Annotated in this window: 18 protein-coding genes; 8 read left to right on the top strand and 10 right to left on the bottom strand. The window is 57.6% G+C overall.

What is annotated here, in order from left to right:
• Window positions 1-13: 13 nt before the first annotated feature.
• Window positions 14-1,654, bottom strand: a complete 1,641-nt coding sequence (locus CFT68_RS00670) for an amidase (protein WP_088841505.1) — start codon at window positions 1,652-1,654, stop codon at window positions 14-16.
• 217 nt (window positions 1,655-1,871) lie between these two features.
• Here CFT68_RS00670 and CFT68_RS00665 point away from each other — a divergent pair, with 217 nt between their 5' ends.
• Complete coding sequence (locus CFT68_RS00665) at window positions 1,872-2,897, top strand: SMP-30/gluconolactonase/LRE family protein (protein WP_088841504.1); 1,026 nt, start codon at window positions 1,872-1,874, stop codon at window positions 2,895-2,897.
• Between the two features lie 84 nt (window positions 2,898-2,981).
• Here the strand turns inward: CFT68_RS00665 and CFT68_RS00660 are convergent, their stop codons facing one another.
• The 5 genes from CFT68_RS00660 to CFT68_RS21720 all read right to left on the bottom strand — a co-directional run bounded on the left by CFT68_RS00660 (window position 2,982) and on the right by CFT68_RS21720 (window position 8,130).
• Window positions 2,982-3,494, bottom strand: coding sequence for a PAS domain-containing protein (locus CFT68_RS00660; protein ID WP_212590352.1), 513 nt, complete (start codon window positions 3,492-3,494; stop codon window positions 2,982-2,984).
• Window positions 3,495-3,528: 34 nt separating this feature from the next.
• Window positions 3,529-3,894: a hypothetical protein gene (locus CFT68_RS00655; protein WP_088841502.1), complete on the bottom strand. Its 366-nt coding sequence runs from the start codon at window positions 3,892-3,894 to the stop codon at window positions 3,529-3,531.
• A gap of 514 nt (window positions 3,895-4,408) precedes the next feature.
• Entirely contained in the window at window positions 4,409-4,771 is a 363-nt protein-coding gene (locus CFT68_RS00650; RefSeq protein ID WP_141106384.1) for an STAS domain-containing protein, read from the bottom strand.
• Between the two features lie 281 nt (window positions 4,772-5,052).
• Window positions 5,053-7,755, bottom strand: a complete 2,703-nt coding sequence (locus CFT68_RS00645; RefSeq protein ID WP_088841500.1) for a PAS domain S-box protein — start codon at window positions 7,753-7,755, stop codon at window positions 5,053-5,055.
• 135 nt (window positions 7,756-7,890) lie between these two features.
• Complete coding sequence (locus tag CFT68_RS21720) at window positions 7,891-8,130, bottom strand: hypothetical protein (protein WP_170934662.1); 240 nt, start codon at window positions 8,128-8,130, stop codon at window positions 7,891-7,893.
• A gap of 40 nt (window positions 8,131-8,170) precedes the next feature.
• On the opposite strand from CFT68_RS21720, the gene CFT68_RS00640 reads away from it, so the two are divergent.
• The 3 genes from CFT68_RS00640 (at window position 8,171) to CFT68_RS00630 (ending at window position 9,956) form a co-directional block, all read left to right on the top strand.
• A complete protein-coding gene (locus CFT68_RS00640) occupies window positions 8,171-8,797 on the top strand; it encodes a chemotaxis protein CheB (RefSeq protein WP_170934661.1) in 627 nt (208 codons plus the stop codon).
• 330 nt (window positions 8,798-9,127) lie between these two features.
• Window positions 9,128-9,376, top strand: a complete 249-nt coding sequence (locus CFT68_RS00635; RefSeq protein ID WP_088841498.1) for a KGG domain-containing protein — start codon at window positions 9,128-9,130, stop codon at window positions 9,374-9,376.
• Window positions 9,377-9,512: 136 nt separating this feature from the next.
• Window positions 9,513-9,956, top strand: a complete 444-nt coding sequence (locus CFT68_RS00630) for a hypothetical protein (RefSeq protein WP_141106383.1) — start codon at window positions 9,513-9,515, stop codon at window positions 9,954-9,956.
• Window positions 9,957-10,214: 258 nt separating this feature from the next.
• Here the strand turns inward: CFT68_RS00630 and CFT68_RS00625 are convergent, their stop codons facing one another.
• Together CFT68_RS00625 and CFT68_RS00620 are read right to left on the bottom strand one after the other, a co-directional pair.
• A complete protein-coding gene (locus CFT68_RS00625) occupies window positions 10,215-10,865 on the bottom strand; it encodes a response regulator (RefSeq protein WP_088841496.1) in 651 nt (216 codons plus the stop codon).
• A gap of 160 nt (window positions 10,866-11,025) precedes the next feature.
• The gene (locus CFT68_RS00620; RefSeq protein WP_141106382.1) at window positions 11,026-13,188 is read right to left on the bottom strand and encodes an AsmA family protein; all 2,163 of its coding nucleotides are present in this window, start codon (window positions 13,186-13,188) and stop codon (window positions 11,026-11,028) included.
• Window positions 13,189-13,442: 254 nt separating this feature from the next.
• On the opposite strand from CFT68_RS00620, the gene CFT68_RS00615 reads away from it, so the two are divergent.
• The 3 genes from CFT68_RS00615 (at window position 13,443) to CFT68_RS00605 (ending at window position 14,956) form a co-directional block, all read left to right on the top strand.
• Window positions 13,443-14,021: a 2'-5' RNA ligase family protein gene (locus CFT68_RS00615; protein ID WP_088841494.1), complete on the top strand. Its 579-nt coding sequence runs from the start codon at window positions 13,443-13,445 to the stop codon at window positions 14,019-14,021.
• Between the two features lie 100 nt (window positions 14,022-14,121).
• Window positions 14,122-14,592 (top strand): hypothetical protein, encoded by a 471-nt coding sequence (locus CFT68_RS00610; RefSeq protein WP_088841493.1) that lies wholly within the window; start codon window positions 14,122-14,124, stop codon window positions 14,590-14,592.
• Between the two features lie 148 nt (window positions 14,593-14,740).
• Window positions 14,741-14,956: a hypothetical protein gene (locus CFT68_RS00605; RefSeq protein WP_088841492.1), complete on the top strand. Its 216-nt coding sequence runs from the start codon at window positions 14,741-14,743 to the stop codon at window positions 14,954-14,956.
• On the opposite strand, the gene CFT68_RS00600 is transcribed toward CFT68_RS00605, so the two are convergent.
• Entirely contained in the window at window positions 14,953-15,714 is a 762-nt protein-coding gene (locus tag CFT68_RS00600; protein WP_088841491.1) for an SDR family NAD(P)-dependent oxidoreductase, read from the bottom strand. The two genes, CFT68_RS00605 and CFT68_RS00600, sit on opposite strands and share 4 nt — an antisense overlap.
• Window positions 15,715-15,891: 177 nt before the next feature.
• On the bottom strand, window positions 15,892-16,200 hold the full coding sequence (locus CFT68_RS00595) for a helix-turn-helix domain-containing protein (protein ID WP_212590351.1): 309 nt from the start codon (window positions 16,198-16,200) through the stop codon (window positions 15,892-15,894).
• 470 nt (window positions 16,201-16,670) lie between these two features.
• Here CFT68_RS00595 and CFT68_RS00590 point away from each other — a divergent pair, with 470 nt between their 5' ends.
• Entirely contained in the window at window positions 16,671-17,387 is a 717-nt protein-coding gene (locus CFT68_RS00590) for a LytR/AlgR family response regulator transcription factor (protein WP_088841490.1), read from the top strand.
• Window positions 17,388-17,392: the final 5 nt, after the last annotated feature.

Below are 17,392 nucleotides of genomic sequence, written 5' to 3'. Positions count from 1 at the left end.
CCACTCAACTCCCCTACCCCACAAACGGCGCCTTAAACTGCGGAGCCACGCGCTTCTTCGAGGCTTGCTCATAGGCGTAGGCCACAGTCAGCAACTCAGCTTCCTTGTAGGCGCCGCCCACGAAGGACAGGCCTACGGGCAAGCCATACACCTGGCCCATGGGCACCGTGATGTGGGGGTAGCCAGCCATAGCAGCGGGTGAGGAGAAACCAGGGCCACCGCCCGAGTCGCCGTTAATAAGGTCGATGCAGCGAGCCGGGGCGTTAGTGATAGCCACAATGGCGTCGAGCTTGTTATCAGCCAGTACTTTGTCCAGAGCCTGTTTGGCGCCGTTGTGCGACTTGCTTAGGGCCGCCTTGTATTTGGCGCTTTCCAGACCTTCCAGCTTGTTCGAGTTTTCCAGGATTTCCTGCTGGAAGAAGGGCATGGCCTTCGCCTTGTTCTGGGTGTTGAAGTTGATAACGTCGGTGAGCGTTTTGATGGACGCATTGGCCGTGGCCAAGTACTTATTCACGCCGTCCTTGAACTCGTAAAGCAGTACATCGTACTCTGCTTCCCCGAGCGGGTCTGTCAGCTTCTCCACCTCTACTTCCACTATGGTGGCGCCTTGCGCTTTTAGGAGTTCTACGGCGGCTTTCAGGAGCGGAATGGCGTCGGAGGCGCCTTTCAGGTGGCCTTTCTCCACGCCTAGGCGCTTGCCTTTGAGGCCGTTGGCATCCAGAAATTTGGTGTAGTCGGGCTGGGTTTTGCCGTTGCTTTCCTTGGTTACGCCGTCGGCGGTATCCTCACCGGCCAGGGCGCCCAACAGCACGGCCGCGTCGCGGACGGTGCGCGTCATGGGGCCGGCTGTGTCCTGGGTGGCCGAAATAGGGATGATGCCTGCGCGGCTCCATAGGCCTACGGTCGGCTTGAAACCCACTAGGCCACTGCATGAGGCCGGCGACACAATCGAGCCATCGGTTTCGGTGCCGATGGCCAGGGCGCACAGGTTGGCGGAAGCGGCGGCGCCCGAGCCGGCGCTGCTGCCGCTGGGCGTACGGTCCAGAATGAACGGATTCTTGGTTTGGCCGCCGCGGCTGCTCCAGCCGCTGGTGCTGCGCGTGGAGCGGAAGTTAGCCCACTCGCTCAGGTTGGTTTTGCCGAGCACGATGGCCCCGGCCTCACGCAGCTTCTTCACAATAAATGCATCCTGCGCGGCTTTGTGGCCCGCCAGCGCCAATGAGCCCGCGGTGGTTTGCTGCTTGTCGGCGGTGTCAATATTGTCTTTAATCAGGACTGGAATGCCGTGCAAAGGGCCACGCACTTTGCCGTCTTTGCGCTCTTTGTCCAGCGTGTCGGCAATGGTCAGGGCATCAGGGTTCAGCTCGATTACGGAATTGAGGTTGGGGCCAGCTTTGTCGATGGCCTCAATGCGCTTCAGGTACAGCTCTGTGATGCTGCGGGCCGTGAGGGCACCGCTGGCCATCTTCTGCTGCAGATCGGCCACGGTGGTTTCGTGCAGCTCGAACGTATCGGCTGTGTCGGGCGTGCCATTGGGGGTGGCAGCATCAGCGGCGGGCGTTTGGGTTTTGTCGGTGGAGCAGGCTCCAAGGGAAAAGGTGGAAAGAGCAAGGCCGGCGAGGGAGCCGTTACGCAGGAATATTCGGCGGTTCATAGAAACAGGGTTTACGCCCTCAAGATAGGTCCCGCGCCTGCACGTTGGAAAGACTGCCGCAAAAGAAAATTCGGGCCGACACTGGCCTAGCACTCATCGTGTTAATCTTACTCAATCTCCAGCATCAGCCAGAGGTGCAAAATATGGGCTTACGCTCATCATGCCCACCAGGCTAACCGTATGATTAACTGCATTTTCAGACTTGCTATAGCTTCTTATGACGTCTTTTTCACCAACCATCACCCTTCGCTCTACCCGCTCCCGCGCGCTCCTGCTGTCCGTCTTGAGCGTAGGCCTCTTGTTTTCAGCGGCCAGCTGTTCCGATGACGACGACAACGATGCTGCCCCCAGCCTACCAGAAACGGTAGCTTTCACGCAGGCCAATCTGTTTCCGGAAGGCGTTCAGTATGATGCCAAAAACACGCGCTATTACGTCAGCTCCCAAACCGCCGGCACCGTAGGCCAGGTGAAAGACGATGGCACGTATTCAGTTTTCGCCGAGAATGCGGCGCTGGTTTCCAGTATTGGCATGAACCTCGACGAAGGCCGCAGCCGCCTGCTAGTAGCCGTATCTGACCCTGGCTATAACACGCAACGCACGTCGGCGGCTACGCTGCGGAAACTGGCGCGGCTGGCCATCTTCAACAGCGACAACGGACAGCTCATTTCCACCACCGATTTGGGTGGCCTACGCCCTACGCAAAACCACTTCGCCAACGATATTGCAGTGGATGCGCAGGGCAATGCCTACGTAACCGACAGCTTCTCCCCCATCATCTACAAAGTAGATGCGCAGGGTGTGGCCTCCATCTTCCTAGAAAACGCACAGCTAGCCGCACCAGCGGGCATGTTCGGCCTCAACGGCATTGTATATCACCCCGATGGCTACCTGTTGGTAGCGAAGTCTGATGAAGGGGCCCTTTTCAAAGTACCCATCAGCAACCCCGCCAGCTTCACGAAAGTCAGCATCAGCCAGGACCTGAAAGGAGCCGATGGCATGCTGCTGCAGGATAATACCACGCTGCAGGTCGTCACGAATGCCCAGGCCAAAGTGTACCGCCTCACTACTGCTAATGCCTGGGGAGCGGCCACGCTTTCGGGTACCTTCTCTACGCCGCCGCAGTACCCTACTACCCTGGCCCGCCGCAGCGGCGCCGACAGCTACGTGCTGTATTCTAACTTGAATGCGCTGCAGGCAAACCAGCCGGTATCGGTATTCACGATTGCCCGCGTGCGGTTTTAAGACTGCCAGCACTATTATAAGCAAGCCCGTCCTGCTGAACGTTGTGTTCAGCAGGACGGGCTTACTCGTTTTATTCTGAGTGGCCTAGGCCAGCTTGGAGTTGCTTTCCAACTTTTTGCGCAGTTCCTGCACTTCGCGCTCCAGTTCCAGATTGCGGAAAGTCACTTTCACTTCGAGGTCGGCGTAGGCCTGTTCCAGTTCCTGCTCCCGCTTGCGCAGGGCCAGTTCGGTCATTTTTTGCTCATGAATATCGGTGCAGGTGCCGTACCACTGCTGTATTTGGCCGTTCTCATCGAACTGAGGCTGGGCCTGGCCCAGGAACCAACGGTAGTCATCAGTGCTGGACTTGAAACGATACTCTATTTCGTAGAAGTCGCCGGTGGCCAGAGAGCGGCCCCACACCTCACGGGCGTGTGCTCGGTCATCGGGGTGCAGCAGGTTGTTCCACATATCGGGCCCTACGCTATCAGCCAGGGTGTAGCCCGTGAAATCAATCCAGCGCTGGTTGAAGTAGGTATGGAAGCCCGTGGGGTCCGTAAACCATACCAGTTGGGGAATCATGTCGGCAAAAAACCGGAATTGTTCGTTTTTAGTCATCTCTACGGTAGTCTCCATCGCAAAGAACGGGCAATTAGCAGGAGGGCTGCGCTAACTGCAGCTCCATCCCCGATTGAAAGTATAAATTCAACTGGCTGTGTTGCCCATCCACGGAGCGGCGCAGGCGCGTAACGAGGGCACGGGTTTTCTCGGCGGCGAGCTGCAGCTCCAGGTACGGGCGGTTCAGCAAGGCATCGCGTTCCACCGACCAGTTTCCGTGGTCCTGGAGGCTAGGCGTTTCAATTTGCATGGAACCGGGCTGAAGCCGAAAAAACGTAGCCTGCGCCAGAGAAGTAGTAGGGTCGGTTCGGTTTAGAATCCGATCCGCAACACACCACTCCCCCGTCAGATACTCGTCGGGAAACTGTTGCAGGTTAATGTCAAAAAGTGGTTCAGACATAGAATAAAGTAAGTATCCCGAAGGAAAGCAGCAGGCACACGTGCCCCCTACTGTTCAGCTGGGAGCTGGCAGGGCTTTAAGAAGCTATATATTCAGGAAAGAGTTCATTGGCAGTAAGAGGCCGTGTGCATTTTACTGCGTACATCCAGGTTAGGTCGGGTGCGAAATTTGCCTTGCCTGGTTCAGCGCCAGAGTTACTTGTGCTTGTTCAAATCCAAGAAAAACCAGCGCTTCTCCCTGATAGCTTGACGCTTATCCTGCTGCCCCTCGCGAAAGCCAGCGGGAGAAGTAGCGAGAGAAAAAGGCTCAGGCCAGAGCGCCCGCCTGGCATTCTGGCCTGAATTTCTTAAAAAATATCAACACTTGGTGCACCTCCTGCCCGTTACCCTGCTTCCCTGGCGTGGGTGGGGGCGGCTTGCTACCCTGTACTATAGGCCACCTGGGGCGCCCCGCCACTACCGTTGCCTCTCCGATAACAGCCAGCTCAGGGGGAAGCTGGGGGCTGCCGGGTGGCCTAGGCGGCCAGCGGCCAAGGCGGCTGCATAGCGGCCGAGCGGCATTGCAGCTCCGCATCCAGCAGGGAGGGCGCCAGCAGCAGATGTGCCTTGGGCAGCGCGGTTGAGAGCGAATCCGGCGGGTGGCATACCACCAGCGTGATGCCCCGCACCAGCAGCTCGGTTGAGTAATGCTCCAGCACTGCCAGCTCCAGTGTGCTTAACTGCTGCACCTGGCTGCAATCAACCCAGATGCTGGTTTTCCCGCTGTGGCAGGCCTGTTCCAGGGCCTCCGTGAGCAGCAGCACCGCCACACTCGATTCGCCGGAACCCGTTAAAATCAGCAGGAAACTATTGGGTAAAATCTCTCTATACACGCGCATATTAGTGCCTTCAACCTACCTCAACATCGCAAGCACTACCAGTGCTTTTCCCATCATCCTTACGCCACGGCAGCCTAGGCTGTGGCAGCTGTCAGTTAGCCACTAATAAGACCAACTGAACCCAACATCCTCTTTTGTTGAGAAGCCAGCAACCTAGCTTCCGTCCAAACAAATCTACTTCTTACTACTTGACTTATACTCGTTATAAATACGTGTTTTCAGAATTTAAAACCTAATTATTGTCCGTATTTATCTCATAATGAGCCTACTGCTGCCATTCGCTAGGCCAGGGGCACTTGTATGGTCACAATAGTTCCGTGGCCCGGCCGCGACTGAATGGTGAAGTGCCCGTTCAGGAGCTCTACCCGGTTGCGGATACTGCTCAGGCCAATGCCTTTGGAAGGCGTGGTTTGTTGGTACTCGAAGCCGATGCCATCATCTTCCACGCTCAGATGCAGCTGCTGGTCTACCTGCTCCAGGTACACGAATACCTCACCGGCTTTGGCGTGCTTCATGATATTATTGAGCAGCTCCTGCACAATGCGGTACAGCGCCACCTGAATGGTCCGGGGCAGGTTGCGCGGAATATCACAGTGCAGCCGGATGGGGGGCTTGGGGATGCGCTTCACCAGTTCCTTCAGGGCCGTTTCCAGCCCAAAGTCTTCCAGCACACCAGGCGTAAGCTCGAAGGAAATGCCCCGGGTGGCCCGAATAGCTTCGTCCAGCAAGGCCAGGCCGGCATTGGTGCGCGGGAGCTCGGCCGTATTCTCCAAGTGTAGCTTAATAGCATACAGCAACTGGCCTACGCCATTGTGCAGGGCTTCGGCAATGCGGCGGCGCTCGTCTTCCTGCGCGGTCAGGATGGCATCCAGCACCTCTTTCTGCTGGCGCAGTTTCAGGCGGGTTGTTTCAATCAGCAGCTCTTCTCGGGCCGTAGCCTCGCGCATAATCAATAGCGCCCCCACGTTCGCATTGTCGCGCAAGAGGGGCACCAGATACACATCGTAATACGCTCCAGTCCGGATGATATCTTTCCAGCCCAGGCGTGTTACAGGCTCGCCGTGCAGCGCTTTATCTATGGAAGCGCAAAACTCCGTCTGGTTGTTACTCAGCTGAAACTCGCGCAGAGGGTGGCCTAGCACCTGCTCCGCCGATAAGCCGGTCTGAATTTCGGCCGTATGGTTCCAGGCGGTTATGTGGCCTTCCTGGTTGAGGGCGGCAATCATGTCAACGGTGCTATCCAGGAGCTGCTCCGTGAACTCCTTTTCCGTATGCAGCTGCACCTTCATCTGCTCCGAGGCCGTTATGTCGATAGCGAACAGAATCGCCTGCTTCTTTTGCTCATCAAAGAAGCCGTAGTTCTGAAAGTACAGCATCTCGTCATTGTGAGGCCCCCTGCTAATAAAGCTGACCTGCTGCCCCGCCAGCAAGGGCTTCACCTCTTCCGACACGTTCGGAAAAAGATCGAATATGCTCTGGTTGGCCAGCTGATTATCGGCTATTTCCATGCGCCGCAAGCCTTTGCCTATCAGCTCCAGATACTTGCCTTCCGGCGTGAGGCGGCCCAGTATCACGGGCGTATTATTGACGATATGCTCTAGCAGTCGGTTTTTATAGTCCAGCTCTTCTTCCCGCTCGTAGCGGGCCGTTACGTCGCGGATAAGACCAGTGAGGCGCAGAGGCTCGCCGGGCGCCACAGGCAGCACCTGTCCGCTGGTGGTTACAAACCGAATAGTACCATCGGGCCATACTACGCGGTGCTCCAGCTCAAATGGCTGCTGATTTTGACGGGCGCGCAACAACACGGCCGAAGCGTTGGCCAGGTCTTCGGGATGAATGGCGGCCATAAGGCGGCTGAACGACACCGGATTCGCATTAAACGGGTGGCCGATGATTTCCTGGGCGCGCTGGTCCCAATACAGCTCATCGGTGTTCAAATCCCAAACCCACACGCCCATGGCAGAGCCCTGCAGGGCCAGCCGCAGCCGCTCCTCGCTTGCCCGCAGACGCTGGTCGTTGAATTTGCGCTCCGTGATGTCGCGCCAGAGCACGTGCAGTACCGTACTGCCTTCCACTACCAGCGGCGTGACTACTATTTCCATCCAGAGAGCCTCTCCGGTCAGGCGGTTGCGCAACCACTCAAACCGGTAGCTGCCTTGCTGCTGAGCCCGCAACATATACTCCATAACCAAGGTGCTGGAGCGTTGTCCGTTCGGCTGAAATTCCGGCGAGGTTTCCTGAATGGTTTTGCCCAGTATCTGGCTTTTGTCGGTGGCCCCGAGCAGACGCATTGCCGCATTGTTGCAGTCGATGTAGTACCCATTCTCGACGAGTAGTACCGCATCGGCACTTTGCTCAAACAGGGTGCGAAAGCGCAGCTCACTTGCTTTTAGCGCCTCAGTAGCTGTGCGCTGGGGGGTTACATCCAGCACCACGAGGCGGCAGAGCCTTTCGCCATTTGCATCGGTGTAGGCCAGTCCTTGCAGCCGGGCAAAAATGCTGGTCCCGGAGGAGCAGCGAATTTCTACCTCGCAGGACTGGCGCTGCTCCTGTTGCATGGCGGCCTCCAGAAACTCGCTGAACTCGTTGCGCTGCGGCAGTGCCACAAACAGGGCAAAGCTCCGGCCCAATAATTCCCGCCGCGTGTGGCCTAGCAGGTTGCTAAGGTGGAGATTGAGCTGCCTGATTTCGCCGGCCTGGGTGAGGGTGCAGTAGCCTATCGGGGCAAAATCATAGAGGTCGACGTACTGTGCCCGAATGCTTTCACTCTCGACTTGGGCCCGCTGCAATTCCTCAAGCTGCATTTCCAGCTCTATCTGATGAATCTGCAGCCCCTGAGCCAGCTGCCGGACTTCTTCCGGCGTTTTGGTTTCTATGCTTTGCGCAACCAGACGCTTACGCTCCGCATCATCCCGTAGGTGGCGCAAGGCCTGCGCCGAATCTGATTGCGGGTCGTGGTGGGGCATATCTGGTGCGAAATCCATGGTATAAAAACTAGCTGGCTGCTTCTACTTTGGAGGCGTCTCTCGGCCCTATGCAACATACGCTACAATCTGCGATGTGTATTCGTTCTCCAAAACCTACCCTTCAGACAGGCCTACACAAACATAATCAACAAGTTATGCCTTACCAGCAATCAGCTCGATGCTGAGCAGAATACGTTCTGTTTGACTGCCTTCGCTCATAATACGCCGCCCATATACCCGCACCTGGTGGTGGCCTACGGGCATAAAATCGGCTTCCAGCTCCAGATCATCGAGCTGCAGGGCCTCGGCCGTCAGCAGCAACAAAAGCCGGCGTTGTAGTTCCGGCTGGCTCCAGGCCCCGCCGTTGAGGATACTGAGGGGCTGGCCTTTCACTTTTTCGGCATCGGTTGGTCATGGCCTCCTCGTTTGTGCTTTGCAGCTCCTCGTCGGCGCTGTGGTAGCCAACGGCCCCCGTGAAAACAGTTTCCGCTCAGCCGCCGATGCCTTGTTCCGGTCGGCGGCAGTTACCTATGGCTCTCATGTAATTGGGGTAGTGCTCACGGGTATGCTGCACGATGGTACCGCTGGCCTAGACTTTATCAAGCGGTGTGGAGGAACGGCGGTGGTGCAGAATCCCGCCGATGCGGAGTTTTCCAGCATGCCCGAAAGTGCCCTGCGCAACGTAGATATAGACTACTCGGTGCCGCTGGCCGAGATGAGGGCCTTGCTGGTGCAGCTTACCCGGCATTCTTCGGCTCGCCACCCCCAGCTGGCTATTCCAAACGATCTTCAAGCGGAAGCTGCTATTGCGGAACGTGTTGTGGGAACAGCCGAGGAAATAGAGAGAATTGGGCAACAGGTCACGCTTACCTGCCTAGACTGCGGGGGCTCGTTATGGGAAATGAAGTCTGGCAACGTGTTGCGCTACCGCTGCCACACGCGGCACGCTTTTTCGGCCGAGGCACTGCTGGAAGCCGGGCAGGCCCCGCTGGAAGAAACCTTGTGGGTGGCAATCCGGATGATGGAGGAGCGCAAAAACCTCCTGACCAGCATGGCTTAGCACGGCTCGGCAGAGTGGAGTGAGAAGCAGCATGAACGTGTGGAGGAGCTTAAGCAGCACATCAATCGGCTGCGCGATTTCCTGCTGAGCAGCGCCACGGGAGGCAAGCAGACAAAGTCCGGCGCGCAGCCCACCGAAGCTGTTCAGTAGGCACGCAAAAGCTCATCCGTATTAGTAGCAGAGCTCATCCGTATTAGTAGCACAACTCATCCGTAAAACATACCATTTACGCGTTTAACGCCCTATTTCGCAAGTTAAAAGGCAACTGATGCATGGCCGGGCGCCGTTGAAAGAGTAGATTTAAATACTACTCATTTCATCCCCCTCACCATGGCCACCACATCGAAAAACCTGCCCAATACTTCTGCCGCACCTAAGGCTGCCAACAATACCAGCAAGCGTGGTTTCGCCAGCATGGACCCCGAAATGCAGCGCCGCATCGCCAGCGAAGGCGGACGGGCTTCGCATGAGAGTGGCCGTGGGCACCGTTTCACGTCGGAAGAAGCCCGCGCCGCCGGCCGAAAGGGAGGCCAGGCCAGCCGCACCACCAGCCGTGCGAGTACTAGCGCCAGCCGCTAATATGCCCTCTTAACCTTCGCTGACTACTACGTAGGCTGCTTCTTTGGTTATTGTCGCACTATGATAAGGCCTCGGATTATTCCGGGGCTTTTGTCTGTTCTGTTCTGTTCTTCCTCTCCTCTTCCGTGTTCTCTGTATGTCAGGTATCCGATTTGCATTGTATGGAGGCCCTGCTGATTCGTTGCAGCATCTGATTTTGCTTGTTCGGCAGCGTCCGTACATGCACTGGGTGTTGCCAACTATGGCGGGCCGGAAAGCTACGGGCAAGCTGGAGCGCAGCTTGTTGCTGGAGTCAACTGAAGCTCTTCAGCTTCCCGCTTTGGTTGCGCAAGGGCCCTGCCAGCAGGCCTACGAGCCTTTCCCTGCTACGGGTGGTGGCCTACGCGCGGCCATAGCTTCGGGCCGCATGCTCCTCACGTTTTCCGGGGCCGAAATAACCGGCACCTACTCCTTTATTCGACTGCATGCTACCAGTCTGGCGTGGTTGCTGAGCCCGGTTACCTACCTGACGGGCAAGCAACCGGGCAATGTCAACGTATCGGGAGCTAAGTCAGGGGTGGCCCTGTTCCGCCATGGCTAAGCCAAGCATTCCTTTCCCACCCGGCCCTGCCGCTCCCTGATGTTTGGCTTCGCCCCTCACCTATCCATGCATTCTGCAGCCTACCAGCCTGCATCAGCTGAGTGCCAGGCTGGTTAACGGCCGACCAGCGCCTGCGCCCTCCCTTTCACGTTCTTTCTGAGCTTTCTTGAAAACGCCACCAGCTCGGGGCGGCAGCTGCTAGTGGCCTAGCGAGCCGCCGCCCCGAGCTGGTGGCGTTTTGAGCAGTAGTTGAGAAGGCTAGTCGAGCAGGCCCTGGCGCACCGCGTAGCTGATGAGGGCGGCGGTGTTCTTGGCCTGGGTCTTCTCAATGATATTCTGGCGGTGCGTTTCGATGGTGCGCTTGCTGGTGAAAAGCTTATCGGCTATTTCCGCGTTGGTCAGGCCTTCCGCAATCAGTTGCAGCACCTCGGTTTCGCGCTTCGACAGGGAGTCGGTTTTTTTAGGGGAAATGGTGGTATCCAGCGCGGGAGCCTGCATGAGCCTGGACAGGAACTTGACACCCAGCTCGGCGCACAAAAACTGTTTTCCCAAAGCCACCGTCCGGATGGCGTACACGATTTCCATCTTGCCGGCGTTCTTGAGCACATAGCCCAAGGCACCGGCCTCAAACATGCGGTTCACATATTCCTCGTGGTCGAGCATGGAGAGAGCCAGCACGCGCACCTGCGGAAACTGCGCTTGCAGCTGCTGGGTTGCCTCTACCCCGTCCATCACGGGCATATTGATATCCATGAGCACTACATCGGCGGGCGTATGGGCCAGAAGGTCAAGCAGTTCCTGACCGTTGCCGGCGCCGCCCACTACTTCAATCCCTTCCTGATCAGATAATAACGCCCGGACACCATCCCGGATTATAGTGTGGTCATCAACTAAAATGATACGAATCATAGCGAAGCGGAAAGCAAAAAAGGACTCAAACCCTTTTCCTTCTTACGACGATGGCAGGCCAGCAAATGTTCCGCCAAGGCCTTGAAATACGCATATAACGGACGATGCTGCGTACTTATACGCACGTAGTGTTCCTGTAAAAATATCAACTTTCCGGGTACTATTCACTCTCACTCAGCTTCTTGGCGAGGGGAGCCGGCACGCCGGCGCTATGCAGCATACCACTCACCAGCCCCTGCCGCCACAAGGAGAAAACTGAAAACCGCCGTTCGCGCCTGGAATCCATCCGACCGGGCTCCAAGGGCTTACCGGGCTTGCGGGGGTTGTTGTCGCGCAGAACGATGCCGTTGACCAAGGATGTCTCGACGCGCTTCAGCAGGCCGGGGCGCTCCTTCTGGTTCAGCAACTGCAGCTTCAGATCGGAGTATCGGCCCCACAAGGTGCCCCGTGCCGAGGTGCGGTCCAGCGTCATCTGAAACCGGATGTGCTGCACGGTGCCACTCTTAAACCGGATGCCGCGCGTTGGAACCGTCATATCGTCGAGGATGGACAAAGGGGTTTGCCCGAAGCTGCCCGATAGCGTGTGTAGGCCACTATCGTCGAGCACATTGGCGCGCAGCTTTACCTGGGCGTAGCAACGGTTCTGCAGCCACCCGGTAGCCTCGCCCGTAAGCGGTGTGGCGGCATTCATGCGGCGCGGTTCGTTACTGACATTGCGCAGCGTAACGGAGAGGCGGTTGATCGACATGGTACCCGGCACTGGGTCGCGGGGGGCGCGGTAGGCCATCCGGATGGTAGCCTGCTCGGCCCGCATCCGGCGCACATCAAACCGGAACGGCACCTGGCCTAGCGCTTCCGGCGTCATGATGGAAATAGCCGGATTGATGGGAAACCGGCCGTCGTTCTTGCTGTTTATTTCTGCCTTGCGCAGCGTGAGGGTGGTAGCATGCAGCACGTGCTCCCGCTGAGCCAAGCGGTAATCGAGGCCCGCCACTAGCACTTCCGGCAGCCGGATCATGAGGTTGGCGGCCTGGTGTCCTTTGCGGCGGGCCATTTCCGTAGCCGACATGGTAGGCAGCACTTTCACGCCTACGAGCCGCAAGGTGCCGGGCCGGCTATCCAGCTGGAGCTGCTGCCACGAGGCATTGTAATACGGAGCATTGAAGGTCATGACGGCAAGCCCCGTCCGGATGGACCAGGCTTCGGCGTAGTAAAGTGTGTTGGTTGGGCGCTTATAAGGCAGCACCTGAATATTGGTAGCGAAGGCGCGCACATTGCTTATTACCGGCGCCTGCTCCAGCCCCGCTACCCGCAGGCTGCCGCCCGTCATTTCCAGCCGCTTCAGGCGCATCTGCTGCAGATAAGGCGCCAGCAGCACATGCAAAGAAGCAGGTTTCACGGTTGGTAGGGTGAGGGCCAGGCGGGGCCCGGTAAGCCGCAAAGTATCGGCCCGGAAATGCTGATGGGCGAGCTGGGCGGCGTTCAGGCCCGTCAACTCCAGCCGAGGCAGTGCCAGACTGATACGAGCCGTTTTGTCGCGCTGGTTGTTGATGGGCTTCTGCGGATGCACCACCACCGAATCGAGGGTGAGGCGCTGCTGAGTGGAGGAAAAGCCGGCGTGCAGCAGCTGCACCCGGTGCTCCGGCACCTGCAGAGTCAGGCCATGCACATCAGCGGCCACGGTAGTGGCGTAGGCCACTCGCTGCGAGTCGGCGGCGCCAGTGGCACTCAGAAGCACATCACGCAGCTGCAGGCTGGCGCGGCCCAGTTGTACCGTAGGCTGTTGGGCTGGGCCGTAGCTTCCGTGTACATGCCCCAGGCGGAACAGGCCTACGCGCACCCCATCCAAAGGCAGCTGCTGGTGGAGCGGTTTCGAAGGGCTTTTGCCGGCAGCCGGTAGCGACGCCAGGCGTAGGCCTACAGAATCCAGCACAATGCTATCAATGGGCACCACCTGTTTGCGCAACAGCGCCAACAGTCCTACGCCCGCCACTTCAAGCCTTCCAATGACTAAATCGGCGCGGGGCTTGCCCACTGAATCGGGGGCGGTTTTGCTGGTGCGCAGCTGTATGCCGCGTAGGGTAGCCGTGCGCTTCCATAGGCTGGTGTGCAGCGTGGCAATGCGCAGCTGGTAGCGGCCGTGGCTGCTGGTGGCTACCTGCTTTTCCAGCTTTTGGCGCAGCCAGGGGTCAAGCAGTTGCAGGGCTACGGCTACGCCCACCGTCAGTAGGAGCAGCACACCCAATAGCCACCACCAGGGGCGGGCAGCCTGAACGCGGGGCTCCTCCGAAACAGGAGCGGATGTAGTAGGTTCGTAAAGCACAAGCAGACAGTAGTTCCGCACTACGAACAAAGTCTCCCCTCTGATTGCTTTTTAAACCTTTGCGCCTAAATTTTTCTACCGAAAACTTCATATCGGAGGCTACCACGTTAAAAAATCGAGTTATTTGCCGGCCTTCCAACCCCGGTTGGGCGTGGTAGCGGTTGTAAGAAAGTAGGCCGTGGCACACCTTTGGCTGCTTTGTTACCCAAGGTGCCCACTACTAATTTCCTTTAGGCCGCTCAGATAATCAGCATATGCTTGCAATAACGTCTCTGCTCAACCCCCAGAACGCCGACCGCATCAACCGGATTATCAAAAGTCTGGAAACGGAATTTGGTCTGGATGATGTGCAGGCCACTCCCGACCCGCATCTCACCTACCAGCTGGCCGGCGTCCGGAAGCTTTCCTCCCTGAAGCAAGTGCTGCGCGATGTAGCCCGCACTACGCGCCCCTTCACGGCTTTCACTACAGGCCTAGGCCTGTTCCCGGGACCCAATCCCGTGATTTATATTCCGGTGCTACGCTCCGACGCCCTCAATCACCTGCACCAGCGCATTTTGCACGCCACCGCACCGCTGTGCCTGCGCACCGATAAGTTCAGTGGCCCCGACTGCTGGCTACCGCACATTTCGCTGGCCCTGCACGATACCACGCCCGAGCTTCTGGGCCCCGTGCTGCAGTACCTCAATAACCAAACGTTCAATCTGCAGCTTACCATCAACAACATTACCATTCTGCGGCAGCAGGGCGAACAGTTTCTGCAGGAGAAATCCTTTGGGTTTGAGGGCCACAAGCAAGAAACCACCCCCGACCTATTTCAGCAGCTGGCCTAGGCCACTCGGCCGCAGCGGGCACCCGAAATTTCCGGCCAGCGGTGCCGCATTTTCGCCGCCTCCCCCGACCTTTATCGTTTCCAACTCACCTTTTCCTTGTATGACTGCTTACTCTCTTGTTTTGGCGCTGCACTCCTGGTCGCGCTGGCTGGTGCTGATTTTCGGACTGATTGCCATTTTCCGGGCCTTCTCGGGCTGGCAGGGCCGCAAGGCCTGGACGGGGGCTGATAACGGCATGGGCGCCGCTTTCGTGGGCTCTATGCACCTGCAGCTGCTGCTGGGCCTGATCCTGTATTTCGGCCTGAGCCCTTATGGCATAAAAGCCTTTGAAACCGCCGGTGGCGCCGTTATGAAAGATGCGGGCAGCCGTTTCTTTGCCGTAGAGCACCTGGTGGGCATGCTGCTGGCCGTGATAGCCGCGCAGGTAGGCCGCACGCTTTCCAAAAAAGCCCCGGATGCTGTACTGAAGCACAAGAAAGCCTTCACCTGGTTCCTTATTGCGCTGATATTGGTGCTGATCATGATTCCGTGGGGAATCTGGAACCCGGCCCGTCCTGCTTTCCGATTCTAACGTCGAGGTTACATTATCACACATGAGCCGGCTTCCTTTTATGGGAGGCCGGCTCATTTTGTTATGAAGTGTTTTGGCAAATTGAGTACTTTGCTCAAAAACCAGCGTATATACTTTTACTTAGGCATTCCTGCTTTCTGGCTTACTCATGCCACCCCTCAACTACTCATCCACCTCACAGCCTCGGTTCTCTTCCACCGAGTTTACCAGCCTCATTCAGGATCATCTGAAGGAGCTGGAAGCGCGGCCGGATGCCATGGCTAACCATCGGGTGCTGCTATCGGTATTGCGCCGGGAGCTAGCCATCCTCGCCAGCGTTTCGGGCGGAGATTTTGATGGCACCCCCGACCGCCAAGTGGCCTAGAGCGAGTAGCCACCCGAAGCCTCCAGCCGCTGGGCATTCACCCACCGGGCCGCATCGGAGCACAGGAACGCCACTACGCCCCCAATATCCTCTGGCTCGCCAATGCGGCCCAGCGCCGTTTGCCCCGACATGTAGGCCTCTAGCTGCGGGTGCGCTTCGCGGGCTGCTTTTGTAAAATCGGTTTTGACGATGCCCGGCGCCACCACGTTGGCCCTGATGCCCCGGCTGCCCAGCTCCTTGGCCAGATACTTTGTGAACACCTCCACGGCGCCTTTCATAGAGGCGTAGGCCGCGTAGCCAGGCGTAGTGAAGCGCGTAAGTCCCGTTGAGAGGTTCACGATTGCGCCACCATCGGCCAGCTGGGGCAGCAGAGTTTGGGTCAGGAAAAAGACACCTTTAAAATGCACATTCAGCAACTGGTCGAAGTCGTCTTCGGTGGTCTGCGCAATGGGCCGGGCCACGTCGATGCCGGCGTTGTTAATCAGGAAATCGAAGCTGTTGCGGCCCCATCTGGCCTGCAATGAGTGGCCTAGTGCCTCCGCAAACGCCGGAAAGGTGGCTGCTTTGCCCGAGTCTAGCTGCAGGGCTACGGCCTTGCGCCCCAGTGCCTCCGCTTGGCCTACTACTACCTGTGCTTCTTCCTGCCGGCTATGATAGGTCAGGACTACATCGTGGCCGGCCTGGGCCAGCTGCAACGCCATGTTTTTGCCCAGGCCACGGCTTCCGCCCGTGACGAGGGCTATCTTGTTTGTGCTCATGAATACGGGGTTAGGTTACGCCACAAAATTGCACGCCCTACCACCCGAAACTATGGTGACAGTTACAGTTTAAATGGTGACTGTTTCCGATTCTACCACTCGCCCCTCTGCCCACACCTGCTCGCGGTACTGCTTGGGCGTAAGGCCGGCAAAGCGCTTGAAGAATTTTGTGAAGTTCTAGGGGTCGTAGGTGAGCTGGGCCGCTATTTCGGCAATGGGCAGCTTGGTTTCGCACAAGCGGCGCTGGGCCAGCTCCAGAATTCGGGCCTCGAAGAAGTAGCAGGGAGCATGGCCCGTGGTGAGCTTGATGATGTTGCTCAGGTGAGTAGGATGCAGATGCAACTGGTCGGCGAAATCCCGGATTTCCAGCATTTCGGTGGCTTTACCCACCTCCAAATCAGCTAAGTGCCGGTCCAGTGCCCGCAAAAAATCGGCAGTAATCTCGTGCTGGCGGGCCAGGACTTTTTTAGGAAGAGGAGTTGCCATAGGTTTTCAGCGTCATTCCAACTATAGCCTTGCAGGCACTGCGCTGCCAAGGCAGGCCCAAGGCATGCCGGGCGTTTGGGTGCCGCCCTTTGCCCTAGGCCAGTTCAAAGATAAGCGGAGCCTCAGCCCAAATGTTGGACCAAGGGGAGCTTTTCTCCACAGCGCCAGTGCCCGACTTCTTTGTGGACCAAGAGCCAGCACTGGTTTGCTATCCGAGTGAAACAGGCCAGAGCGCTCGGTCTGGCACCGGATACCGTTCAGCTGACAAAGCCTGCCGCTTACCGAAAAGCTCCACTTTTTGCCCTCTCTGTTTTCATTTTTATACCCAGATGCTTTGTCTAAGCGGCCACTCCCACTTTGGGATATATAAATTGAAAGTTTGGCCCTGCTGCCTGCAATCCGCATCTCGAAAAGAATCGTTTATAGCTGCCGCATCCTTATAGCTCGTCCGTAGTACCCACGTTTCTTACATGCCTCTCTCGCCGCTTGCCTGTGTCATCGTGGATGACAACGAAATCAACCGCCTGACTCTGGAACACTTGGTAGCGCTGGATCCGGATCTGGAATTGGCCGCCTCCCTGTCCGGTGGCGTTGAGGCCCTGAATTACTTTCGCCAGGGAGGCCACGCCGACTTGCTGTTGCTGGATATTGAGATGCCCCATCTTTCCGGCCTCGATTTGCCGCAGCTGCTTCCTGAGCCTGCCCCCGCCATCATCATGGTCACCTCGCACCGCGATTTTGCCGTTACAGCATTTGACATGCAGGCCGTCGATTATCTCGTGAAGCCGGTTGATGTTACCCGATTCCGGCAGGCGGTAGCGCGCGTGGTACAACGCAACGAAGCTCCTTCGGAAGCTCCCCAGCCCACCGCCCCCGACTCCGATCTGTTCGTGAAAGTAGGCTCCCGGGTGCTGCGCATCAACTTCGATGAGGTATTGTACATAGAGGCCTTATCCACGTATTCTGTGCTCGTCACGAAAACGCAGAAGCACATTGTGTACCTCACGCTCAAGTCCTTGGCCGAGCGGCTGCCTTTTGCGCACTTCATCAGAGTACACCGCAGCTACATTGTGAATACGAACCTAGTGGATAGTGTAGAGGACAACCTGCTAAAGCTGGGCAAACACGAAGTACCGGTGGGCAAATCCTACCAAGACACCTTTTATAAGTCGTTGCGCGGGCTTTAGCGCAG

The organism is Hymenobacter gelipurpurascens, from assembly GCF_900187375.1.
Taxonomy (GTDB): domain Bacteria; phylum Bacteroidota; class Bacteroidia; order Cytophagales; family Hymenobacteraceae; genus Hymenobacter; species Hymenobacter gelipurpurascens.
Note: the sequence above shows the minus strand (reverse complement) of the source record. Positions and strands in the feature narration are given on the sequence as shown.